General features: G+C 50.6%; 25 protein-coding genes. 16 read left to right on the forward strand and 9 right to left on the reverse strand.

Features of this window, described 5'->3' with window-relative positions; all coding sequences use genetic code 11:
* Nucleotides 1-43: 43 nt before the first annotated feature.
* On the forward strand, nt 44-2,461 hold the full coding sequence (locus tag ACYZZ0_RS13690) for a hypothetical protein (protein ID WP_461537193.1): 2,418 nt from the start codon (nt 44-46) through the stop codon (nt 2,459-2,461).
* Between the two features lie 18 nt (nt 2,462-2,479).
* On the opposite strand, the gene ACYZZ0_RS13695 is transcribed toward ACYZZ0_RS13690, so the two are convergent.
* The 4 genes from ACYZZ0_RS13695 to ACYZZ0_RS13710 form a co-directional block, all read right to left on the reverse strand.
* The gene (locus tag ACYZZ0_RS13695) at nt 2,480-2,749 is read right to left on the reverse strand and encodes an oxidative damage protection protein (protein WP_461537194.1); all 270 of its coding nucleotides are present in this window, start codon (nt 2,747-2,749) and stop codon (nt 2,480-2,482) included.
* A 50-nt stretch (nt 2,750-2,799) separates the two neighbouring features.
* Nucleotides 2,800-3,876, reverse strand: coding sequence for an A/G-specific adenine glycosylase (mutY, locus tag ACYZZ0_RS13700; protein WP_461537195.1), 1,077 nt, complete (start codon nt 3,874-3,876; stop codon nt 2,800-2,802).
* Between the two features lie 82 nt (nt 3,877-3,958).
* Nucleotides 3,959-6,067, reverse strand: a complete 2,109-nt coding sequence (locus ACYZZ0_RS13705) for an AsmA family protein (RefSeq protein ID WP_461537196.1) — start codon at nt 6,065-6,067, stop codon at nt 3,959-3,961.
* 162 nt (nt 6,068-6,229) lie between these two features.
* On the reverse strand, nt 6,230-7,642 hold the full coding sequence (locus ACYZZ0_RS13710; RefSeq protein ID WP_461537197.1) for a hypothetical protein: 1,413 nt from the start codon (nt 7,640-7,642) through the stop codon (nt 6,230-6,232).
* Between the two features lie 154 nt (nt 7,643-7,796).
* Here ACYZZ0_RS13710 and ACYZZ0_RS13715 point away from each other — a divergent pair, with 154 nt between their 5' ends.
* On the forward strand, nt 7,797-8,051 hold the full coding sequence (locus tag ACYZZ0_RS13715; protein ID WP_461537198.1) for a hypothetical protein: 255 nt from the start codon (nt 7,797-7,799) through the stop codon (nt 8,049-8,051).
* A 31-nt stretch (nt 8,052-8,082) separates the two neighbouring features.
* Here the strand turns inward: ACYZZ0_RS13715 and ACYZZ0_RS13720 are convergent, their stop codons facing one another.
* Nucleotides 8,083-8,493 (reverse strand): acetyl-CoA sensor PanZ family protein, encoded by a 411-nt coding sequence (locus ACYZZ0_RS13720; protein ID WP_461537199.1) that lies wholly within the window; start codon nt 8,491-8,493, stop codon nt 8,083-8,085.
* A gap of 395 nt (nt 8,494-8,888) precedes the next feature.
* Between ACYZZ0_RS13720 and hisB the strand changes: the two genes are divergently transcribed.
* From hisB to hisF, 4 genes are all read left to right on the forward strand, one after another.
* Nucleotides 8,889-9,482 carry an imidazoleglycerol-phosphate dehydratase HisB gene (hisB, locus tag ACYZZ0_RS13725; RefSeq protein WP_461537200.1) on the forward strand — a complete coding sequence of 198 codons (594 nt, stop codon included), beginning with the start codon at nt 8,889-8,891 and terminating at the stop codon, nt 9,480-9,482.
* A 63-nt stretch (nt 9,483-9,545) separates the two neighbouring features.
* A complete protein-coding gene (hisH, locus tag ACYZZ0_RS13730) occupies nt 9,546-10,181 on the forward strand; it encodes an imidazole glycerol phosphate synthase subunit HisH (RefSeq protein ID WP_461537201.1) in 636 nt (211 codons plus the stop codon).
* Between the two features lie 38 nt (nt 10,182-10,219).
* Nucleotides 10,220-10,621 (forward strand): DUF4870 domain-containing protein, encoded by a 402-nt coding sequence (locus ACYZZ0_RS13735; RefSeq protein WP_461537202.1) that lies wholly within the window; start codon nt 10,220-10,222, stop codon nt 10,619-10,621.
* A gap of 18 nt (nt 10,622-10,639) precedes the next feature.
* Nucleotides 10,640-11,413: an imidazole glycerol phosphate synthase subunit HisF gene (gene hisF, locus ACYZZ0_RS13740; RefSeq protein WP_461537203.1), complete on the forward strand. Its 774-nt coding sequence runs from the start codon at nt 10,640-10,642 to the stop codon at nt 11,411-11,413.
* 42 nt (nt 11,414-11,455) lie between these two features.
* On the opposite strand, the gene yaaA is transcribed toward hisF, so the two are convergent.
* Nucleotides 11,456-12,226: a peroxide stress protein YaaA gene (gene yaaA / locus ACYZZ0_RS13745; RefSeq protein WP_461537204.1), complete on the reverse strand. Its 771-nt coding sequence runs from the start codon at nt 12,224-12,226 to the stop codon at nt 11,456-11,458.
* A 125-nt stretch (nt 12,227-12,351) separates the two neighbouring features.
* Between yaaA and ACYZZ0_RS13750 the strand changes: the two genes are divergently transcribed.
* Both ACYZZ0_RS13750 and ACYZZ0_RS13755 read left to right on the forward strand, forming a co-directional pair.
* Nucleotides 12,352-12,786, forward strand: a complete 435-nt coding sequence (locus tag ACYZZ0_RS13750; RefSeq protein ID WP_461537205.1) for an META domain-containing protein — start codon at nt 12,352-12,354, stop codon at nt 12,784-12,786.
* A 64-nt stretch (nt 12,787-12,850) separates the two neighbouring features.
* On the forward strand, nt 12,851-14,767 hold the full coding sequence (locus ACYZZ0_RS13755) for an ATP-binding cassette domain-containing protein (RefSeq protein ID WP_461537206.1): 1,917 nt from the start codon (nt 12,851-12,853) through the stop codon (nt 14,765-14,767).
* Nucleotides 14,768-14,850: 83 nt separating this feature from the next.
* Here ACYZZ0_RS13755 and ACYZZ0_RS13760 read toward each other — a convergent pair whose 3' ends face one another.
* Both ACYZZ0_RS13760 and ACYZZ0_RS13765 read right to left on the reverse strand, forming a co-directional pair.
* Nucleotides 14,851-15,105, reverse strand: a complete 255-nt coding sequence (locus ACYZZ0_RS13760; RefSeq protein ID WP_461537207.1) for a cell division protein ZapB — start codon at nt 15,103-15,105, stop codon at nt 14,851-14,853.
* Between the two features lie 586 nt (nt 15,106-15,691).
* Nucleotides 15,692-15,847, reverse strand: a complete 156-nt coding sequence (locus ACYZZ0_RS13765; protein WP_461537208.1) for a hypothetical protein — start codon at nt 15,845-15,847, stop codon at nt 15,692-15,694.
* 72 nt (nt 15,848-15,919) lie between these two features.
* Here ACYZZ0_RS13765 and metX point away from each other — a divergent pair, with 72 nt between their 5' ends.
* From metX to ACYZZ0_RS13800, 7 genes are all read left to right on the forward strand, one after another.
* Entirely contained in the window at nt 15,920-17,068 is a 1,149-nt protein-coding gene (metX, locus tag ACYZZ0_RS13770; protein WP_461537209.1) for a homoserine O-succinyltransferase MetX, read from the forward strand.
* On the forward strand, nt 17,068-17,670 hold the full coding sequence (gene metW, locus ACYZZ0_RS13775) for a methionine biosynthesis protein MetW (protein ID WP_461537210.1): 603 nt from the start codon (nt 17,068-17,070) through the stop codon (nt 17,668-17,670). Before metX ends, metW begins: the two co-directional genes overlap by 1 nt.
* Nucleotides 17,671-17,704: 34 nt before the next feature.
* Nucleotides 17,705-18,214 carry a DUF4426 domain-containing protein gene (locus ACYZZ0_RS13780; RefSeq protein WP_461537211.1) on the forward strand — a complete coding sequence of 170 codons (510 nt, stop codon included), beginning with the start codon at nt 17,705-17,707 and terminating at the stop codon, nt 18,212-18,214.
* Nucleotides 18,215-18,237: 23 nt separating this feature from the next.
* Nucleotides 18,238-18,849 carry an XTP/dITP diphosphatase gene (locus ACYZZ0_RS13785; protein ID WP_461537212.1) on the forward strand — a complete coding sequence of 204 codons (612 nt, stop codon included), beginning with the start codon at nt 18,238-18,240 and terminating at the stop codon, nt 18,847-18,849.
* 75 nt (nt 18,850-18,924) lie between these two features.
* On the forward strand, nt 18,925-19,302 hold the full coding sequence (locus tag ACYZZ0_RS13790; protein ID WP_461537213.1) for a nucleoside 2-deoxyribosyltransferase: 378 nt from the start codon (nt 18,925-18,927) through the stop codon (nt 19,300-19,302).
* 49 nt (nt 19,303-19,351) lie between these two features.
* On the forward strand, nt 19,352-20,491 hold the full coding sequence (hemW, locus tag ACYZZ0_RS13795) for a radical SAM family heme chaperone HemW (RefSeq protein WP_461537214.1): 1,140 nt from the start codon (nt 19,352-19,354) through the stop codon (nt 20,489-20,491).
* A 32-nt stretch (nt 20,492-20,523) separates the two neighbouring features.
* The gene (locus ACYZZ0_RS13800; protein ID WP_461537215.1) at nt 20,524-20,850 is read left to right on the forward strand and encodes a hypothetical protein; all 327 of its coding nucleotides are present in this window, start codon (nt 20,524-20,526) and stop codon (nt 20,848-20,850) included.
* A 116-nt stretch (nt 20,851-20,966) separates the two neighbouring features.
* Here ACYZZ0_RS13800 and deoC read toward each other — a convergent pair whose 3' ends face one another.
* Entirely contained in the window at nt 20,967-21,713 is a 747-nt protein-coding gene (gene deoC, locus ACYZZ0_RS13805) for a deoxyribose-phosphate aldolase (protein WP_461537216.1), read from the reverse strand.
* Nucleotides 21,714-21,845: 132 nt separating this feature from the next.
* Between deoC and ACYZZ0_RS13810 the strand changes: the two genes are divergently transcribed.
* Entirely contained in the window at nt 21,846-23,255 is a 1,410-nt protein-coding gene (locus tag ACYZZ0_RS13810) for an aminotransferase-like domain-containing protein (RefSeq protein ID WP_461537217.1), read from the forward strand.
* Nucleotides 23,256-23,258: the final 3 nt, after the last annotated feature.

Raw genomic sequence — 23,258 nt, forward strand, 5'->3', positions numbered from 1 at the left:
AAAGCTGTTCATTTAATTTCCCACAGAGTGGCAGGGACTGCCAATGCGAATCGCTTTTTTTTGTCTGTTCGTTGTTTTTACGATCACAGTTCGTGCAGATAACGTCCTGTTTGAATCAGAGACAACACCACTGCAGCATGATCTTGAGCAGCTGACACCAGTGACTGGCAGTGAGCTGGTTATCAAAGGCATTAACTCGTACTCAAAACCTGTCATTTTCATTGTCAGAATCGATAATGACGCCTCTAAAAATTATCGAACCCGGGTGAATCAGGAGTTCACCATTCAGCCCGGTGAGTTCAATGTTCAGCTACCGCTCAGCAGCCTGAAGATGTCGGGGGGCGGCTTTCTTGAAGCTCCCTACAGTCAGCTTCATATCTTTGCTGCAGATCCCAAAGCACCTCTTGAGTTGCATCAGGCTTCTATCACCACACCGGTACCGATACCCGATAATACCCTGGCCCTCGACTTTGGCCCGGAAGGCAGCCCGGTTTTTCCCGGTTTCAGACCCATCCTTCCTGATTCCCCCATGATCACCGGCTCTCTCAAGGGATTGATTCGCACTTCCGGTGACGCCCTGATTAAAGACGGCATAAAAGGTATTACCCGCTTCAGAACCAGCTGGCCAAATGGCCAGTGGCTGTTGACCCTGTGGACTCAGGATCAGGGCGAATGGGAGTACCTGCCTCATTCCCGCAGTCGAAAAATAACCGTCAACGATAACCCTGTTGTTAATCACCAACTCACACCACAACAATGGGTCGATCAGGTCTGGTTTGCCGGAAAAAAACTGGAAGGCGGTATTGATGGCGATGCCTGGGAAACGATTGGCAAACGCCGGGATGGTAAAATTCAGATGCCGGTTACCATTACCCGCGGCGACATCGATATTCAGCTAATGGGTGATGCTGAAGGCCGATACCTCGCAGCGTTGGTACTCGAACCAATAAATAACAGTTATGCAGACTCTATCCAGCAGGACAGAAAACAACGATTTCTGGCTCAGTGGCCGGTTGTTTCATCCCAACCGTTCGAACGGAATAACGAACAGGCCATAACCCTTACAGATATCAGCAACCAGTCATTTATTCAGGAAGAAAGCAGACGTATTTATTCTGTCGCCCGTGATACCCGTCTCAACCTCGTTTTTGAGATTTCATCTAACACCAGTGACAAACACCCGGTTGTTGCCGTAGGCACTCCCCGTCACTCTTCCGGTTCAAGTCTGCAAACCGATATACGCTATGGCTTCTGGCGTTTTGAACGGCCTCAGCCCAATGCGACTCAACTGATACTTGATGACAGCTATCTGAGAGCAGATCTGGAGAGTATGAGGCTGGATAAAAGTACGCCACGCCGAATTTATCTGCAGCTCGATATTGATGATGAAGCCGAGCCGGGACGCTATGACGGCAGTCTCCAGCTGGTCACAAACGGCAAACTGATTCAGCAGCCTTTCAGCATTGATGTTCTTCCGGTCAAACTGCCGGAACTGAAATATGCCTCCGGTCTCTATCTCGAACCAGCCCCTTGGTATCACTGGTTTCCGGCATTGAGTTTACAAATACCTTCATCGACTCAATGTGACCTTGAGTTTATGCAAAACCTTGGGTTCACCACGGTTGCTCCGGCACTGGCCACACCAGATTCAGCCCTGAACAACCAACTCTTTGTTCAACAGCTGAACCAGATTGAAAAGGCTGGCTTTAATCCACAGGTGCTTGCTTATACCCCGCTGAAGCGACTTGTCCACAATCGCCCGGATGCTGAAATCACCTCGGCTTTAAGGGTGCTCAAATTACAACTGGAAAGTGCCGGACTGCCTGCACCCTATTGGTCCCTTTTCGATGAGCCACGGGGAGAGAAAAAGCTGCAACAGATCCATCAGCTGGCCAAGCTGCTCAGGCCTCAGCCACTGGGTTTGAAAATGGCCGGACACCTGAATCACACCGAACACCACAAATTGTTATCCACAGTTGATCTGACCATTGCCAACCATGCCTACGGTATCAGCAAAAAAGAGATCACCCGGATTAAAAAGAAGAGCAAGTTCTGGATGTATAACATGCCCCGTCCAAGACTGGCCGCAGGTTTCTTTTTATGGCGCTCAGGTGCGGATGGTTATATTCAGTGGCATGCCAGAATGCCCACCGCAGACCCTCTCGACCCTACCGATGGCCGTGAAGGTGATGTGATTTATATGTATCCGTGGAGTGGCAGCAGTTGTCCTCAGGTGATGGATATTCACAAGCGTCTGCTTGTACTGCACGAAAGCACACTGGATTTACGCTGGCTGCAGTGGCTGGATCAACAGGCAAAAACCAGCAGCAAAGCAAGTAAATTGCGGAAGGATATCGAAGAGCAGATACCAACCAAATGGTCGGCAGCCAACAAGCGGCTGAAAGAAGAGCAGCTGATTGAAATGCGCCACCGGATTATTCAGTTTGCACGAACCCGGTGACACCTGAGCTAGGGAGCGTTACTCGGAAGGCGGCACGTAGCCCTGGGCCTTCTCGTAATCGTCACCGGCAAAAAACAGATCCATTTGCTCGGCCAGAAACTTGCGGGATTCAGCATTGGCCAGACTGAGATGCTTTTCATTGATCAGCATGGTCTGGTGTTGCTGCCACATTCCCCAGGCTTCCTTGGAAATATTCTCGTAAACCCACTTACCCTTTTCACCCGGATAGGGCGGTACCAGCAGGCCTTCAGCTTCTTTCTTTAATTTGGCGCAAAATACCTGACGCATAGATAAATCCTCTATCAAACAGATTCGAGACTGTTTTTCTCTTGCAGGAGTTACAGACTCTTCTGAAGCTTTTTCAGTAACCGGCTTACCGGAGCAGCAAGGCCCAGTGCGGGTGGCTGGTCAAGGTTATACCAGAGAGCCTGCTCCGGTTCCAAAAGCTGTGGATAACCGCCTTGCGATACAAAAGCCTTAACCGGGGTAATATCCAGATGAAAATGGCTGAAAGTATGACGTACCTGACTCCACTCTTCATAACCTGAAAGTGACATACCGGTGTCAGTTTCAGCCTGTTCTTCCAGCTCGGGTTCAACAGACAGTTCAGGCAGGCTCCATAATCCGCCCCAGATCCCCTGCGGCGGCCGCTTTCGCAACAGTACCTCGCCCTGTTCATTCACCACCAGCAACATTCTTACTGAACGCACCGGCAGTTCCTTGCGGGGTTTGGGCTGTGGATAAAGCGACTGTTCATTGTTTGCTTTCGCCACGCAGCCGTCTGCAATGGGGCACAGATCACACAGCGGACGACTACGGACACACAGCATGGCGCCCATATCCATCATCGCCTGAGTGTAATCAGCCACTCTTTCTTTCGGTGTATATAACTCCGCCAGTCGCCATAATTCTTTTTGAGTCTTCGACTGCCCCGGCCAGCCGGCCACTGCATGAAAACGTGCCAGTACCCGCTTTACATTGCCATCCAGAATCGGTGCGTGAATGCTCATACTGATCGCTGCGATGGCTCCTGCGGTTGAGCGCCCGATACCTGGCAGGTCAGCCAGCTCTTCTACCGATGCAGGAAATACACCCTGATATTTATCCACAACGGTTTTGGCGCACTTATGCAGATTACGCGCGCGGGCGTAGTAGCCCAGTCCACTCCAGAGTTGCAGCACTTCATCTTCCGGCGCAGTGGCAAGATCCTCTACAGCCGGAAAGCGGGAGATAAAATTCTCAAAATAGGGAATGACAGTAGCAACCTGAGTCTGCTGCAACATCACTTCCGACAGCCAGACCCGGTAAGGTGAAATATCCTGCTGCCAGGGCAGGTTTTTACGGCCATGCTGGTCAAACCAGGCCAGCACGGCATCACTGAATTGGCGGGGGTGCTCTTCAGAAAAGCTTGGCATTCCCTGTTGTTCTCCTTCCGACCCGACATATAGGTCATGTAATACAATCCCCACAGTATGCCAGATCAGAAGGTATTAGAGCTTATTTGCCGAAGAAACCTTTCAGGGCATCCTTGATCTCTTTGGCTCCTTTTTCTCCCAGCTTCTCATTCAGCTTTTCCTGAATCTTTTCTTCAAGCTTGCGCTCGACTTCCTTTCCTGCCAGTTCTGCTGCCAGCTTGGCCACGCGGTCATAGTCGATACCACACTCAGCCTGCTGCAGGCTTCCCTTGCAACGTACCGGCCAGCTGATATCGGCATACTTTTCATTGATACGGCAGGCAGGATCAAGATCCGGTGCTTCATTACCGGAGATCACCAGACCCAGACGATAATCCAGCTGCTGCTGCACCAGATCCACATCGCCATCACCATTCAGGTGCAGTGTAGACAGCTCTGCCTTGAGGTCACGGTTACGGGCAACACCGTTCTGGATCTGAACCGTTCCACCCAGTGATGTGAACTTGCTTTCCTGCGGCCAGTCCTGACGGGTCAGATCCTTTTTCCGCACCTTGGCTACGGCTTCACATACCAACCGGTTAAAGTTGGTTCCCTTGAAAACACCATCCGCAACATTAAAGCCGACATTACCATTAAGAGCTTTGGTCAGCTGACGCTGGGTCATGCCGTTGGTCGCGAGGTTCATATCAAAGTTGGCTTTGCCATCAACCTGTTCCAGCTGCGGCATAACCTTGGCTAGAGCCCCCAGATCGACACCATTCATTCTGGCTTCCAGATTCAGCTTTGGCTCACGTCTCGCATCCACTTTACCGCTGGTGTTGATGGCACCTTCATAGAAACCGGCCTGCAGTTTTCTCAGCTGTAATACGCCGTTATGGGCATTGATCACTAGCTCGGGGTTAGAGAACGCCAGCTTTTTGGCAATCAGCTGTGACAGGCGTAACTGACCATCAAAGTTCAGGCTGCGAATCAGATCGACCGGAATCAGGGCAATATCTTCACTGCCGCTTGAAGCTGCTGCGGCAGAAGGAGCCGACGTGTTTTCTGACTGTGATGCCGCACCACCTTCGGTAGATGCTGCGGGCTCCTCAGCTGCTCCCGGGAGATAGTTATCCAGATTCAGTTCATTACCTTTCAGGTTAAAGACCAGCGCCTTACGCTTGATATCCGATACCTGAATACTGCCATCCATCTGGAAGTCATCAATGGCAAGCTGCACCGGTTCAAGGGAAGCAACATTACCTTCAGAATGCAGGGTACCTTTCAGGCTGACTTTTTGCAGTGCATTCGGATCACCGGTTTCCAGCGGCGGCAGGTTAAGCTGGGCCATCAGCTTGCGGGCATTGAGTTGCTGCAGTTCAAATGTGCCGTCCAGCCGCATCATCTGGTTGCGGTCCTGAATCCGCATATCAGTATTCAAAGTCACCATTTCAGGATCCTTGGTATTCAGTGGTGTAACCTTGATTGTGAACTTCTGCAGCTCATAATTTTTAGCTGCCAGATCCAGTGTTACATCACCATTCAACTGAAGTCCCAGTGCCAGTTTCTGCTCCACCGCTTGCATGTTAAGTCCGGACTTGAGGTTGAACTTTTCTCCAAGGCGGATAGGGCCGGCATTCAGGTACATATCACTGAGGATATAGTGACCACCCTGCTGCAAGTCACGATAGTCAACGGCCAGGTTTTTGATATCCAGCTCGGCGATATTCAGCTGGATTCCTGAGCCACCGCTCTTCTCTTCTGCCGGCTGATCATCGGTATCAAGATCAACAGTTACCTTAACCTTGCCACTATCCTCAGCAGGTGTAGCTTCCCAGTTACCTTTGCCGTTTCTGTCTTTCACCAGAGTCAGTACCAGACCGTCCAGTGTGACCGTATCCATCTCAACCTGCTTTTGCAGCAATGGCAGCAAACGCACACTCAGCTCAGCCTTGTTCAGTTCTGCCAGTGATTTGCCATTGGTTCCGGAGACCTGAACCTTCTCTACACTGAAACCAACCCAGGGAAATACGGACCAGGCAACGGGCCCGTCAATGGACATTTTCAGTCCTGTTTTATCCAGTACAACTTGTTCAAGGTCTGCCTTGTAATCATTGGGGTCAATAACTTTTGGCAGTACAAAGACCGCAGCAATCAGCAAAACCACTAGCAGGACGACAAACACGCCCAGCCATTTAAAAACGGCGTTCATACAGACCCTCTCAAGTTATCAGGCAGAATTATGAGTTTAAGCTCAAACGGCGATGAGCAAAGAAATGAAGACTGATCAATTCTAGACTAATGTCCCAAATGTCAGTCAATAGCACGAAGGGAATTTAGGGGGTCTATTAAGCGTATAAGCTCGATTTAATGACTAAAGCGACGCCACTTCCGAAGCAGCAAGCTTTTTCAGCCCTTTGAAGGAACGGGTCCAGGGGTTAAGTTGGCGAGCCAGATCACGCCAGCGCTTGGATTTGAGGAAGCCAACCGCCTGACGATTGTTATCAAACACGCCACTCAGCAATACATACCAGTCTTTGCCTCCACGCTGGAAATGCACAATCCGGGCATCGGCAAGTTGTGGATAGATTTTTTTGAACTGCTGTACTTTCACCAGCTTATTATCTGCAAACCATTGAATGGTAAAACTGTTATCCGGTGATTGCAGTAATCGTGCAGTCGCCTTGTCCTCAGGTTTCAAACGGGCTTGTGCCCGAGTATCAGCTTGCACCCTAGTATCAACAACGGGCTTTGCATTCACCACGGGTTTAACGGGTCTGAACTGTGCTCTTGGTGGTGGAGCAATACGCTGTTCTTTTTGAACTGACGGCGGAGGCAGAGTAATGACCTGAGGCTTTTGCACCACCTGACGACGGGAATCTTCAATCGACTGCAGCATCCGCAGACTGGCTATCGGGCGAACCCACGGACTGAGCATATTGGCAGTGCGCGCAATATCAGGCTGTTGCAATGCTGTTATCGCCTGACGGTTGTCCCGATAAACACCCTGCAGCACCAGATACCACTTCCGTCCCTGATTGCGAGTCTGGGCAATTAATGTATGTTTCAGACGCGGATTATGAGCTTTAAACTTTTGTGCTTCAGCCAGCGTTTCAGCAGCATACCACTGCACGGTATGGCTTCCGGGCGCTGACATTTTCAGCGATGCAACCGAGAGAGCCCGATTCATAGATCTTGGCATTGCCGACAGGGTTTTGTTTGGCACTAAACCCGGGGTCGGTACTTGAACCGGTAACCCCGGAGCCATCACCGGTGCCTGATAATCCTGGGTAATAACGCTTTCCTTGCGCACATAACTGATTCTTGGTGTCAGGGAAACCGGCCGCACCGGAAGCCGATCTACTTTTGCAGGTGCGGAAGTATTCTGAATCGTTACTTCGGGTTTGCTCACAGCCAGCTGCTGAGCAGTGCGTTTGATGATGCCCTGCGCAACCACTACAGAATCAGGTTCTACTGTTGGAGCTGCATCTGTTTTTGGTAAGAGCGGAAGATTGGCTGCGATTTGTCTCGAAAGGTCGGCAGAATTGGCTTTCAGCCATGCTAGAGTGCCGGAAATCTTTTCCCGGCTTTCAGCAATCTGTTCAAGTGACTGCTGGTAGTTATCATTCTGAGAAGTGCGGCAACGCCAGTCGCCATTGTTACTGATTTTGCAATCCCAACCGGAAGCATATCCGGCTGCCATCAGTGATCCGGACTGAAACGCAAGCGCAACAACGACAGCTGATATCAGCTGTAGCTTCTGTTTGCATCTGCGGCGTCCGTTCATGCAGTCAACCTGCTTTAATGGTTTCTCTCACCAGAGGGTATCGGAATAGATTTTCAAAACTTTTGCTCCAAATCGAAATAAACACGGATTCAAGGCTCAAAAGGTACGTTCTACACTTCAGGGAAAGCACACAGGGAAAAAGAGGATATCCATAATGTCGTTACCAGAACTTCAGTCCCTGCTGAAACAGAACCAGAACGAGCACCAGAACTGCCTGCAACAACTGGCAGTTTATCTTGAGCGGGGAGAAAGTAATTCCGAACTGATCAAGTTAATAGAAAGCTATCACTACGACGTGCTGCGTCACGAAGCCGAAATCCGCCAGTTGCTGGCAGGAGCCCCGATGCAGCAATCCTCAAAGTCACCATCCCATGACGAAAGTCTTGAGGAGACCATGGGCCGCTGGTAAAACAGCAGCCCCGGTATTCAGGCTTTTAAACTCAGTGCAGGGTTTCTTCAACCTTCTGCGCCAGCCAGTCTGACTGCTGGACATCCATTGGCCGGAATCTGAGATCAACAGTATCAGCCTCGGCCTTTGCCGCTACCAGTTTCAGTAACCGGCTGCCAACCCCCCGCTCCCGGGTCATCTTGCGCACACATAGACTGTGCAGCAACCAGCTACCGTCATCCTGAACATCAATCATGAGCGCACCCAGCAGGCGGTCATTGAAACGTGCGGCAAAAATGCGGCGGGTACTGGTGGTGATATCCAGCATTCTTCTTACGGCATCTTCACGATCAGTTTCTTCCGGAGAGCCCAGCATCCAGTCCGGCGCATCCCGGTAGATCTTGACCAGATCTTCAGAATCCTGCCCCTGAGGCTTGCTGACTTCTTCCATTGTCACAGGCATTGGCGGTACCACTTGTTGGTTTTCAGAAAATATTCACCCGGCTACAAACCATTCTGTGATAAAACAGTCCAAATCTTTACATCCAGGCTTTGCCACCTGATTGTAAGTGCCCAGGCAGTTGTTTTCGAATATTTTGGGGGAGTGGATTTTTTCACCCCTTCAAGGCGCAGCGTCGGGAGCGTAGCTGTAGCTACGTGACCCTCGCCAGGAAACAACAGCTGCAACGCTGCAAGGGTGGAAAAAGACGCCGCCAAAATATTTGAAAATAACTGCCTGGGTACTCGTGCAGTCACGGACTGAATTGCACAGCAGGTGCAGTTATACGCACCAATACTTATAATACGCTCCGGCTACACCACCGTAGCTTCACCGCAATGACGCCTGAGAATGCAGCAATGACAACAAGAGAAGCCAGAATCAGTCGCGACACGCTGGAGACCCAGATCACGGTCAGTGTCAATCTGGACGGAACCGGCCAGTCAAAATTCGATACCGGTGTTCCCTTTCTGGATCACATGATCGACCAGATTGCCCGCCATGGTCTGATTGACCTCGATATCAAAGCCAATGGTGATCTACATATTGATGCTCACCACACCGTGGAAGATATCGGTATTACTCTGGGTCAGGCATTCAACAAGGCTGTCGGTGACAAGAAAGGCATCTATCGTTACGGCCACGCCTATGTTCCTCTGGACGAAGCCCTTTCCCGGGTTGTAATCGACTTCTCTGGCCGTCCCGGGCTGGAATACCATGTGGATTACACCCGTGCCTCCGTTGGTGGATTTGATGTCGATCTGTTCCGGGAGTTCTTCCAGGGGTTTGTGAACCACGCCGGGGTGTCTCTGCATATCGATAATATCCGTGGCTTCAACACTCACCATCAGGCTGAAACCATTTTCAAGGCTTTCGGCCGGGCACTGCGTATGGCGCTGGAACGCGACCCCCGCATGGCTGGGCAGATGCCTTCTACCAAAGGCTGTCTGTAAACGTCAGAATTTTGACACCTTACTTTTGCCACCAAGATGATGTCAGTGGTCATGGAGCAGTGAATGGAAACGGTAGCAGTCATTGATTACGGCATGGGCAATCTGCACTCTGTCGCCAAGGCGCTGGAGCATTCTGCACCAGCCAACACCCGGATCGTTGTTACGCCAGACCCTGATGTTGTGCGTCATGCGGACCGGGTGCTGTTACCTGGCGTGGGTGCAATCCGGGACTGTATGGCCGAAGTAAAGCGGCTGGGTGTTGATGAGCTGGTTAAGGAAGTAGTGCAACACCGTCCCCTGATGGGCATCTGTGTCGGTATGCAGCTGCTGCTGGAACACAGTGAAGAAAACGACGGTGTTGATTGCATCGGGCTGTTACCCGGCAAGGTTAAATTCTTTGGCAAAGAGCTACAGGACTCTAACGGGGAACGGCTGAAAGTGCCGCATATGGGATGGAGTCAGGTCCACCAGCACCCGCATCAGCTGTGGCAAGATATTCCACAGGACAGCCGGTTCTATTTTGTCCACAGCTATCACGTTCACAGTGATGAACAACTGGTGGCCGGTGAATGTGAATACGGAGTCGGTTTTCATGCAGCGCTGGCTCGGGATAATATTTTTACTACCCAGTTCCATCCGGAAAAGAGTGCAACAGTCGGACTGCAGTTACTGGCCAACTTTTTGCGCTGGAAACCATAACCTGCAGCAATAGCCAACGGAGGCCATCAGCAGAGTAAATGAGCGATCCCTCTTTCAATAACAAGAAGAATACCGGCTTTCCGGAAAATCTTATGAATCGAGATAATCGGGACAGTCTCAACCTGGCCATGCTGGCACACTTTCTCGGCATGCTCTGCCTGCTGGCTCCGCCGTTCAATATTATTTGTCCGCTGGTGATCTGGCTGTTTAAACGGAATGACGATCCCTATATCGAGTTCCATGCCCGTGAAGCCCTGAACTTTCAGATCACTCTGGCGATTGCCGGATTCGTATTCTCGATTCTGGCCTTCCTGTTTATCGGATTTATTCTGATGGGCTTCCTGGCTCTGTTTGCACTGATATTCGGGATTCGGGCTTCCCTCAAAGCCAGCCGTAACGAGTTTTATCAATATCCTTTCACGCTCCGATTCGTGAAATAGAAGTAGCAGGAGATCACCATGGGACTGGCCAAGCGCATTATTCCCTGCCTCGATGTGGATCAGGGGCGTGTTGTAAAAGGTGTCCAGTTTGTGGATATCCGTGATGCCGGTGACCCGGTCGAAGTAGCTCGGCGTTACAATGACCAGGGCGCGGATGAAATTACCTTTCTGGATATCACCGCCAGTCACGAAGACCGGGACACCATGGTTCATACCGTGGAACGTATGGCCAGTGAAGTATTTATTCCGCTGACCGTTGGCGGCGGTATTCGCAAGGTCGAAGATATTCGCACCATGCTGAATGCCGGTGCAGATAAGGTAAGCATCAATACTGCAGCCATCTTTAATCCGGAAATTGTGCGGGAGTCAGCCGAACGGTTCGGCTCTCAATGCATTGTGGTTGCAATCGATGCCAAGAAAGTCAGTCAGCCGGGAGAACTGGATCGCTGGGAGATCTTTACCCACGGTGGCCGCAAGCCGACCGGACTGGATGCCATCGAATGGGCGATCAAAATGGATCAGCTGGGTGCCGGTGAAATCCTGTTGACCAGCATGGATCAGGATGGTGTTAAAAACGGCTACGATATTGGCGTCACCCGCGCTATCAGCGAAGCCGTCGGCATTCCGGTGATTGCTTCAGGTGGTGCAGGAAACCTGGATCATCTGGTAGAAGGTATAAAAGAAGGCAAGGCTGATGCGGTGCTGGCAGCCAGTATTTTTCACTTTGGCGAGTATTCGATTCAGGAAGCCAAACAGTATATGGCTGACCGCGGGATCGAGATGAGAATCTGAAAATTAAAAAGCAGGGCTAATGCCCTGCTTTTTAATTCGACATTACGCCTTGCGCACAAATACCCACTCTTTATCAGAGCTCATGGCTTCGTTGTACTGATAGCCATCGGTATCAAACTCTTTCAAACCTTCCGGATCAGTAATCTGGTTATCAATCATGTAGCGGCACATCATGCCCCGCGCCTTTTTGGCATAGAAGCTGATAATTTTGTACTGGCCGTTTTTCCAATCCTTGAAAACCGGAGTGATAATTTCACCCTTAATGTCTTTGGCTTTAACCGCTTTGAAATATTCATTGGAAGCCAGGTTAATCAGCATATCACTGCCTGAAGCCTTCAGATCCTTGTTGACCAGACCGGTAATAATGCTGCCCCAAAAAGCGTACAGATCCTTGCCCCGGGTATTTCCCATTTTGGTACCCATTTCCAGTCGGTAAGCCTGCATCAGATCCAGCGGACGCAGCAAACCATACAAACCGGACAGAATACGCAGATGCTGCTGGGCAAAGGCAAACTCATCGGCACCCAGAGTTTCAGCATCCAGCCCGGTATAAACATCGCCTTTGAATGCCAGTACCGCCTGCTTGGCATTGTCTTTATTGAAAGGGCGGGACCAGGTCTCAAACCGGGCTGCATTGAGCTGCCCCAGTTTGTCACTGATTTTCATCAGGCTGCTGATATCAGCCGGCGCCAGTTTGCGTGCTTCTTCAATCAACAACTCTGATTCATCCAGCAGTCTTGGCTGGGTTGATTTGGCAATAACCGGTGCGGTTTCATAATCGAGAGTCTTGGCAGGAGAAATAACAGCCAGCATGTTGTTTGCTCTATATCTGTTTGTGTTTGATGTCATCATAGCGTGGGCAGCTGTTTCGAGTACACTTGCCACAGCATCAATAATTTCTATTCCCCTGATAGATATAGATACAGGATGGTTGCGTTATGCGTCTGATTTCACTGCTGGCCTTCAGCCTGCTGATAACCGGCTGCACCATGATGCAGTCAAAGCCCAGCTTCGATTTTAAGCAGGTCACCTCGGCAACCTGGCAGCTGGAAAGTATCAATGACAAGCCGGCAATGGAGCCCACCAGAAGCCGACTGGTGTTTGATGCCGGTACCGGTCGCCTGTCAGGCCGCAGCTGTAACAGTTTCTTTGGTAGCTATGACCGGGAAAAAACAGGGGCGGATCAGGAGTCCGGCATGCTGACGATTAAAATTGGCGGCACAACCCGAATGGCCTGCAAATCCAACCTGATGCAGGAAGAGCAAAAACTGTTCACCCAGCTGGAACACACCCGGCGTTTTGAGATCCGTGGCAACAAGTTATATCTGTTTGGCAATGACGGTGAAGTTCTGATCTACAGCAAAAAGAAATAGTCCCGCTCATGCTTGCCGGCCAAGTCTGAAGCTATAAAATGGCCGCTTCACTGAAGGGTCATCCATGATTAGGTTAGAGCAAGTCAATCTGCAACGTTCCGGCAACTACCTGCTGGAGTCTGTTTCCCTGACACTGAAGCCCGGTTACAAAATCGGGCTGGTCGGTGCCAATGGCTGTGGCAAGTCCACGCTGCTGGCACTGATCCGTGGCGAGCTACAGCCGGACCGGGGCGATGTTGTGGTCAGTCGCGGCCAGCGCATTGCTCATATGGCACAGGAAGTAGAGCATCTTGAACGTTCGGCGATTGATTTTGTACTGGATGGCGATACCGAATTGCGCCGGATCCAGAATGAACTGGCCGCAGCCGAAGCCAGCGGTGATCACAATCTGAGCGCCACGCTTCATACCCGACTGGCAGACCACGACGGCTATACCGCTGAAAGCCGTGCTGCGCGACTACTGAATGGTCTCGGCTTTAAACAGGAGCAACTGGGACTACCAACCCGCAGTTTCTCCGGTGGCTGGCGGATGCGTCTGAATCTGGCCAAAGCTTTGATGATGCCGTCTGATATTCTGCTGCTGGACGAGCCCACCAACCACCTGGATCTGGATGCCATTCTCTGGTTGCAACAGTGGCTGAAGCAGTACCCAGGTACTCTGGTTGTTATTTCTCACGACCGGGATTTTATGGATGACGTAATCGACCATACGATCCATATTGAACACCGTCAGGCATTCCTTTACAGCGGTAACTACTCTGCCTTTGAACGCCAGCGTGCAGAGCGTCTGGCACTGCAGCAGTCTGCTTACGAAAAACAACAACGTCAGCGCGCTCATCTGGAACAGTTTATTCGCCGCTTCAAGGCCAAGGCGACCAAAGCCAAACAGGCCCAGAGTCGTGTTAAAGCCCTGAGCAAACTGGAAGATCTGGCACCAGCCCACATTGACTCCCCGTTCAATTTCACCATCCCGGAAGCGGATAAAACCTCTTCACCACTGATGCATCTGGAGAAAGCCGGTGTCGGTTATGGTGATGTTTCCATTCTGCATAACATCACCCTGAATATTCAGCCTGGTGACCGGATTGCTCTGCTCGGCCCCAACGGGGCCGGTAAATCCACCCTGATTCGTGCGCTGGCCGGAGAAACCCGACTGATCAGTGGCAAACGTGTTGACGGCGAACATCTGTCTATTGGCTACTTTGCCCAGCACCAGCTGGAAACACTGGACAGCAACGCCAGTCCAATGCTGCATCTGCAACGCCTGAGTCCGGATGCCCGGGAACAAACCCTGCGTGACTTTCTCGGCGGCTTTGATTTTCATGGTGATCAAGCCACTGACAGCATCGCCAGCTTCTCCGGCGGCGAAAAAGCCCGACTCGCGCTGGCACTGATTGCATGGCAAAAGCCCAACCTATTGCTGTTGGACGAACCGACCAACCACCTGGATCTGGAAATGCGGTTGGCACTGACACTGGCACTGCAATCCTTTGAAGGCGCAATGATTCTGGTATCACACGATCGTCACCTGATTCGCAGTACCGTTGATTCCCTCTACCTTGTTCACAATGGCCGGATGGATGAATTTACCGGTGATCTGGATGAATACTCCAGCTGGCTGGAAGAACAACGGCGGGAGCAGCGCAAGCAGGAAACGGTTGAAGCCGAACCAGCAGCCAAGCTCGACAGTGCCGCTGATCGCAAAGCCCGTAAACAGAAAGAAGCTGAAATTCGTCGTAAGCTGAGTCCGCTTAAACGCAATGCCGACAAGCTGGAGCAGCAGCTGGAAAAGGTTCAGGAAAAACTGGCAAGCGTGGAAGAAGCGCTGTCTTCATCTGATATCTATCAGGATGAAAACAAGGACAAGTTAAAAGCGCTGCTGGCCGACCAGACCGAACTCAAGCGTCAGGAAGAAGAAACCGAAGAAAGCTGGATGGAAGCCATGGAGGCTTACGAAGAACTTAAGGCAGAACTGGAATAAATACCCTGAAAATCAAACAGGCAGGTTAAAACCTGCCTGTTTACCAGTCATTCATGTTGGAAGGTCAGACTGGAAACTGACTTTCAAACAGCTTCAGCTTCCTCAATACCTTCTACATCTTCAACTTCGGCCAGTTCTTCGGGAAGGGTGTCCAGTTTTCCCAGCAGGCTGGCAACACGGTCACCCCAGGCCTGCAGCTCTGCACGCAGTTCAGCGTTCTCTGCGGCCATACGCTCGTTGGCATCACGCAGTTCTTCCATTTCCATTTTCTGGAGGCTGATAGTATCAACAGCGTTCTGGATTTTGTTTTCCAGCTGGGTCAAGGTTTCAATCGACATGGTCATCCCCTATGCAGAATTCTGTTCCGTGAATATAAAGCCCTAACGGATCGCTATTATAGTGCGCTGCTCATACCCTGACTATGCAACTGCAAGCCAAAAGCGCGGGATCACAAGAGCCGTGTACATTACGTCAGTAATATTCTTTCTAACACACCCGCAACAGTAATCAATAACCGGTTCGGGCAATTTTCGAGTTATTGACAATTGACGGTCATTTCCGAGGAAAAAAACGTGCAATGCCCAGAATGTCTATACTTCAGATAACGCAGTAGTATGGTGAAGATGGACGCAAAAGCAGCTTGCTCTACCAACAGGCTGTACGACCAAGTTAAACAACAGCTTTCTGGTATCTCTGCATCATAAATGTCCACGTACCACCATACATCCGATTCACAAGGAGATTTTTTTCACCCGCTTCGACTCACCGTTCAAGGAGTGCAGCCCCATGACGGCTACGAGCTCTTGTCCGAAAATAATTTCCCGGCTCAACGTCAAAGACGAAGCCTTGAGGGCCTTCTATATTTCGCTCGTAAAAAATCAAAGTGTTGATGATTATATTTCTGCCCGTCGTCTTCATTTTTCCTCACACCAGATAGAAAGTATTTTCCTTAATCACTATCTGGCTCTGACGGAGCTGATTCTCGATCGCTGCAGTCCGGCTGATCCGACAGTTCCTTCCCTGCACTAAAGCCTGCTGTTTGCCGGTGTTTTCTGCCCGGTAACCGCTTTTACTGGTCATTGCATTACTGACAAGCCCGAGGCTTACCGATACACTCAGCGGCCAAGCAAGAATAATATAACCGCGTTACCTATGCCGGAGTTCATACCAGAAGATTCAGTCGGGATCGTTACACCCCAGCATCTGCATTTCTCCGAGCCACTTGAACTCAAGTGCGGGAAGGTGCTGCCGGGTTACAACCTGATGATTGAAACCTATGGCCAGCTTAACAGTGACCATTCCAATGCTGTGCTGATCTGCCATGCCCTGACGGGTGATCATCATGCGGCCGGCTATCACCGCATGGAAGATCGCAAGCCCGGATGGTGGGATGTTGCCATCGGCCCGGGCAAAGCCATTGATACCAACCGCTTGTTTGTGGTTTGCCTGAATAACCTGGGAGGCTGCAAGGGTTCTTCCGGTCCGTCCGATACCAATCCGGTGAATGGCCTGCCCTGGGGACCGGAGTTTCCACTGATAACAGTTGATGACTGGGTTGAAACCCAGGCCCGGCTGGCAGACAGACTCGGAATCCAGCAGTGGGCCGCTGTTGTTGGCGGCAGTCTCGGCGGCATGCAGACACTGCAGTGGGCTATTACCTACCCTGACCGGTTAAAACATGCGGTCGCGATTGCCACTGCACCAAAACTGTCAGCCCAGAATATTGCCTTCAACGAAGTTGCCCGTCAGGCCATCATGAGCGATGAAGCCTTTCATGACGGCCACTATCAGGCCAAAGGTACTATCCCCAAAAAAGGGCTGATGCTGGCACGCATGGTGGGTCATATCACTTATCTGTCCGATGATGCCATGCGACAGAAATTCGGTCGCGAGCTGCGTGCCGGCAATCTGAATTTTGATTTCAGTGCTGAGTTCCAGGTTGAAAGCTATCTGCGGTATCAGGGTGAAAACTTCTCCAGCCGGTTTGATGCCAACAGCTATCTGCTGATGACCAAGGCACTGGATTACTTCGATCCGGCAGCGGCTTATAACGACAGCCTGGCCGCAGCGCTGAGTTCAACTGCCGCCAAATTTATGGTGATGTCCTTCACTACCGACTGGCGCTTCTCCCCCGAACGCTCACGGGAAATTGTAGATGCCCTGCTGGCTGCCGGCAAAGATGTCAGTTATCTGGAGATTGATGCCCCTCAGGGTCACGATGCCTTCCTGATGGATATTCCCCGTTATACCGAGGGTCTGAAAATCTATATGGATCGGGTAGCAAGGGAGGCTGGCTGCTGATGCGTAGCGATTTCGAAAGTATTATTCCCTGGATTCAGTCGGAATCACGGGTACTGGATCTGGCCTGCGGTGACGGCAAGCTGCTCGACACCCTCAAAAAACAACGCCAGATCAGCGGTTACGGACTCGAAATTAATCCTGACAATATCGCAGCCTGTGTTAAACGGGGCGTGAATGTTATTGAACAGAACCTGGACAAGGGGCTGGGCAATTTCAGCGATAACAGCTTCGACACCGTGATCATGACCCAGGCATTGCAGGCGCTGAAGTATCCACATCTGGTGATGGATGAAATGTTGCGGGTCGGACGGGAATGTATTGTCACCTTCCCTAATTTTGGTCACTGGCGCTGCCGGCTTTATCTGGCAATGAACGGCAAGATGCCGGTCTCCAAGTTTATGCCCTACAGCTGGTATGATACGCCCAATATTCACTTCTGTACTTTCAGGGATTTTGAAGCGCTGTGTCACAGTCGCAACTGGCAGGTACTGGACCGCCTGGTTGTTGACCAGTCTCACCAGGGGCATTGGCTGACCAAACGCTGGCCCAATATGCTCGGCGAGATTGCGATTTATCGCCTGACTCAGCAGAGCCCTAAGTAAAAACTCAAACTGATTTCAGGAATTATTAATGCTCATGCAGTCATTTTTTAGAAGACATCTCAAAAAAGTCTGCGGCCTGATGCTGCTCACCAGCTTCATCGCTCTGACCGGCTGCAAGGAATCTCGCCGGGAAGCACTGGAGGCGGAAGTTCATCAGGGTGATGACCAAACCACTAAAACCTTTGGTGAGTACACTGTTCACTACAAGGCTTTCAACAGTACCTTCCTGCAACCGGACGTTGCTTCCGTTTATGGTTTTGAGCGTAATCCAAAAAAAGGACTGCTGAACGTAGCCATTTTAAGAGACAATAAAACTGGCACTAAGGCTGTTGAGGCCAAATTTGTAGCCCACGCTGTCAGTCTGGCCGGGCAAACAGAAAAGCTGGAATTCAAAAAGATCGATGAAGGCGACGCTATTTACTATCTGGCACCGTTCACGTTCTTTAATGAAGAAGTGCTAAAATTCACCGTCGATGCCCACCCGGAAACCGCCCCGGCTGAGAAATTCACGGTTAAATTCCAGCAGAAATTCTATCAAGATTAATTCCCAGGATTCACAAGACTCTTATGTCCGGAAACATTCATCAGGTAGTGCTCGCCAGTGGCAACCACGGCAAACTTAACGAAATGCAGCATCTGCTGGGTGGCCTGAATATCAAGCTGCTGCTGCAGAAGCAGATGGGAGTTGAATCTGTTGAAGAAACCGGACTGACTTTTATCGAGAATGCCATTCTCAAAGCTCGTCATGCTGCACAGGTAACCGGACTGCCGGCACTGGCAGATGATTCCGGGCTAGAAGTCGACGCCCTGAACGGTGCACCCGGCATTTACTCTGCCCGCTATGCCGGCGAAGAAGCCAGTGACTCCGACAATAATGAAAAGCTGCTCAAGGCTTTGAACGGAATCAAAACCGGTGACCGTACTGCCCGTTATCACTGTGTGCTGGTTTATGTTCGTCATGCAGAAGATCCGACCCCGATCATTGCCATGGGCCAATGGGAAGGCTTTATTCTGGAAGAGCCCCGGGGCAGCCATGGTTTTGGCTATGACCCGCTGTTCTTTGTGCCGGAAGAGCATATGACCGCTGCCGAGCTGGAATCCGATCACAAAAACAAAATCAGTCATCGTGCTGTTGCCATGCAGCAACTGATTCAACAGCTGCAACAAAAGCTGGCCTGATATTGTCTCTCCTCATAGCCGGATGTTTTCCGGCTATGCTTCCTGTTCGCTGTAATAACTCAACATTTCCCCACCATGAAAAGTGTTTATTTTGGAATCAAATATCATCCCGATAACAGCAACCGGGGTGTGATCGAGGCATTTGAAAAATGCTTTTCAAAGCATGGTTACGAGTCTTACTGTGTTGCCAGAGATCTGGAGCAGTGGGGGGCAGCCTCTTTTTCAGCTCAGGACATCATGCAGGATACCTTTGCCAAAATAGATGCATCAGATCTTGTGGTGATTGATGTCACAGAAAAAGGTATCGGCCTGGGCATCGAGGCCGGATATGCCAAGGCGAAAGGCAAGGCTTTAATTATCGTGGCAAGAGATGGTGTCGAAGTAAGCACCACCATCAAAGGCATCGCTGATCAGATTATTTTTTATAACAACATCAGTGAAATTGAATTCTAATATCTGATATATCAATTTTTCAGACTGCTATCTCCGGAGCACCCTGCCCTTGCTGAAACGTCCTCCCCTGAGCCTCTATATCCATATTCCCTGGTGTGTCCGCAAGTGCCCGTACTGCGACTTTAACTCGCACGCTCAAAAAGATGGCTTGCCGGAACAGGCTTATACCGAAGCTCTGCTGGCTGATCTGGATAACAGCCTGCCCAAAGATGAAAACCGGCCGCTGGAAAGTATCTTTATCGGTGGCGGCACCCCGAGTCTGTTCAGCGGCAATACCTTCAACCACCTGTTGAAAGGTGTTCAGCAACGCCTGCAGTTTGCTCCTGACATTGAAATCACTATGGAAGCCAACCCGGGAACGGTTGAACATGACCGGTTTGCCGCTTATCGCGAAGCCGGCATCAACCGCCTCTCCATTGGGGTACAGAGCTTTAATAACGACCATCTGACAAAGCTGGGCCGGATTCATGGCCGTGATGAAGCTTGCAATGCCGTTGCTCTGGCACGCGAAGCCGGGTTCAATAATATTAACCTCGACCTGATGCATGGCTTGCCCAACCAGACCATAGATGGCGCCATGAGTGATCTGCTGCAAGCTATCGATCTCAGCGTTGAGCATATTTCCTGGTACCAACTGACACTGGAACCCAATACCGTATTCCATGCCCGGCCACCGGTGTTACCGGAAGATGAAACCCTCTGGGGCATACAGGAGCAGGGACAGGCACTGCTGGCCAGCGCCGGTTTCGAGCAGTATGAAATCTCCGCCTACGGCCGGGGCAGACAGTCCCGCCACAATCGTAATTACTGGCAGTTCGGTGACTATATCGGTATTGGTGCCGGTGCTCACGGCAAACTGACGGATATTGAATCCGGCCTGATTCAGCGCCACTGGAAAACCCGTCAACCGGAAAAGTATCTGGCCCGCACCGATTCCTTTATCAGCGGTGAACGTACACTGGCAAACGATGAACTGCCGCTGGAATTTATGATGAATGCCTTACGCCTGAACCAGGGGGTACCTACGGCTTATTTTACCGAGCGAACCGGAATTGAACTGACGGCAATAGAAACTGAATTGAAGGAAGCTGTTAGCCGCGACCTGCTGGATGCCGACTACCTGAACAGACTACGTCCGACAGCCAAGGGCCGGCTGTTTCTCAATGACTTACTTTCGCTGTTTGTCTGAGATTATTTTAATTTAGCCAAAGAGAATCGAGTTTGATTACTCCCGAATTTATGCGAGCCATCGCCACCATCATTGGCGGTGAGTACGACGAATGCCCACATTCCATTCAGGCAAAGAAGCGATTTGGCCGGAGTGTTCTGAAGATCGAGTACACCACCAAGGATATCGATCACGGGTTTCCCGTCGAAGCCGGATCAGTATTTCTTTACGGGGGAGCTGTCCCAAACAATGGAACAATCTGGAAAGATCTCGGTTTTAAACAGGGTAAAACCACAGGGAATCACATGTGGGTTTACACAGGTCATCTGTCACCTGCGGCCATCATTCCACTGGTAGCTTCCAAAATTAATGCGATGTAAGTCTTAAGGAAATCGAGCAATAAAAAAGGGACATCCACACAAAACCGAACTAAACCACGGATGTCCCTCTCGGAAACTATTTCAGAAAACTAAAAACTCCTCAGAACAACCAGGTGTTATGCCATATCCAGCTCGGTCAGCAGATTACCCAGCAGGCTGGATGCACCAAACCGGAAGTGATCAGCACAGATCCATTCTGTTCCCATGATATTTGCAGTCAGGTTCAGATAATCATTGGCTTGAGCCGCATCACGTACACCTCCGGAAGCCTTGAATGCGACGTTAGAATCATTTTCCTTAATGACCGTCAGCATCACTTCTGCGGCTGCCAGCGTGGCATTTTCAGCAGTCTTACCGGTAGATGTTTTGATAAAGTCAGCGCCGGCATCAATTGAAATCTCGGTAGCCAGACGAATCAGCTCAGCTGTTTGCAGTTCGCCTGATTCAATAATTACCTTCAGTTTCACTGCATCTCCGCAGGCTTCCTTGCAGGCTTTGACCAGTTCAAACCCGATGGTTTTATCGCCAGCCATCAGTGCCTTGTAAGGGAACACAACATCAACCTCATCGGCACCATAAGCAATGGCGGCCTGAGTTTCTGCTACTGCAATATCAATATCCGGATTGCCATGGGGAAAGTTGGTAACAGTGGCAATTTTGACCGACTCTGCACCAATAGCTTTCAGGGTTTTACGGGCAATGGGAATAAAGCGTGGATAAACGCAGATGGCAGCAGTGTTGCCCGCTGCACTTTTGGCATCGTTACACAGCTGGATAATAGTGGCTTCGGTATCCGAGTCATTCAGCGTGGTCAGATCCATCATATTGATGGCTTGCTGCGCTGCGGCTTTGTAATTACTCATGACTTTGTCTCCCGATCGAATGGCGGGTACTCCGGAATATGCTGCCTCCGGAGCCCTGAAACTTGCTGCGCATTTGATCACGGGATAGGCTGCCTATAACAGATACACAATGCAGTTTTTGACCTATAACAGATGTCTAAATATGAGCAGCTTGCCACTGAGCTGAAGGCCCAAATTCATCAGGGAGTCTGGCAGGCTGGTGACAAGCTTCCCTCCCTTCGGCAGACAGCTATCGACTCCGGCCTGAGTTTGATGACCGTACTGAATGCCTACCAGTTACTGGAAAGCCAGGGCGTGATAACCGCCCGGGAAAAGTCCGGCTATTTTGTTGCCCCCCAACACGAAACCCTGAGTTACCCACAGCATCACGACAGGATGTATCTGTCGGACAAACTGGATATCAATGAATTTGTCTTCTCGGTGCTGCAGTCTTCGAAACAGGCTGGCGTGGTTCCTTTTGGTTCTGCATTTCCCGATCCGGCAATGTTTCCACAGCAGGCGTTGAGTCGTTCGCTGGTGAAAGCAACCCAGAAGATGTCTGCCACTTTTGCTGCGGATAATCTGCCACCGGGAAACCTGGGATTGCGTAAAGCAATCTCCCAGCGTTATGCCAAATACGGCATGTCAGTGGCGCCGGATGAAATTTTGATTACTTCGGGAGCAATGGAGGCACTGAACCTCAGTCTGGAAATGCTGACCGAACAGGGTGACTGGGTCGTTGTAGAGTCACCGGCATTCTATGGTGCACTGCAAGCGATAGAGCGACTTAAACTGCGGGCAATTGCCGTTGCCACTGATCCTCAGCAGGGTATCGATCTGGAAGCATTGGCCGATGTGCTTGAACAGTATCCGGTCAAAGCCTGCTGGTTAATGAGCCAGCATCAGAACCCGCTGGGCTGCACACTGTCGGATACCAACAAGCAAAAACTCTATCAGCTACTGCAACAACATGATGTCAGTCTGATTGAAGACGATGTGTACCAGGAGCTTTACAGTAACGGCACGGGCAACCGTCCGGTCAAGGCTTATGACTCTGACGGCAGGGTTCTGCATTGTGGATCGTTCTCCAAATCACTTATTGCAGGTTACAGGGTTGGCTGGGTTGCGGCGGGCATCCATGCTTCAAAAATGCAGCGACTCCAGCTGATGTCGACGCTGTCCACCAGTGCACCCATGCAGCTGGCTATCGCAGAGTTCATTCAGTCGATGCAGTACGAGCGCCATTTGAAGCGATTGCGAAAACAGCTTCATGACAGAAAAACTGCAATCTACACGTTATTAAGGCAGGCCCTGCCAGACACTGTAAAAGTAAACTTCACTCCCGGCGGGTATTTTTTATGGCTTGAACTGCCGGAGCATGTGGATGCCACTAACCTGTACTATCAGGCAATAGAACAGGGTATCAGCATTGCTCCGGGCAGCTTGTTCAGTACCGAGAAGCAGTATCACCATTACATGAGGATGAATGCTTCTTTTGAGTGTACGGATAAAATCAGAATTGCCGTCAGAGATTTATCAAAGCTCATCAGGCAAATGATTTAGTCG

This window comes from Spongorhabdus nitratireducens, assembly GCA_947387575.1.
Classification (GTDB): Bacteria; Pseudomonadota; Gammaproteobacteria; order Pseudomonadales; family Endozoicomonadaceae; genus CANDOC01.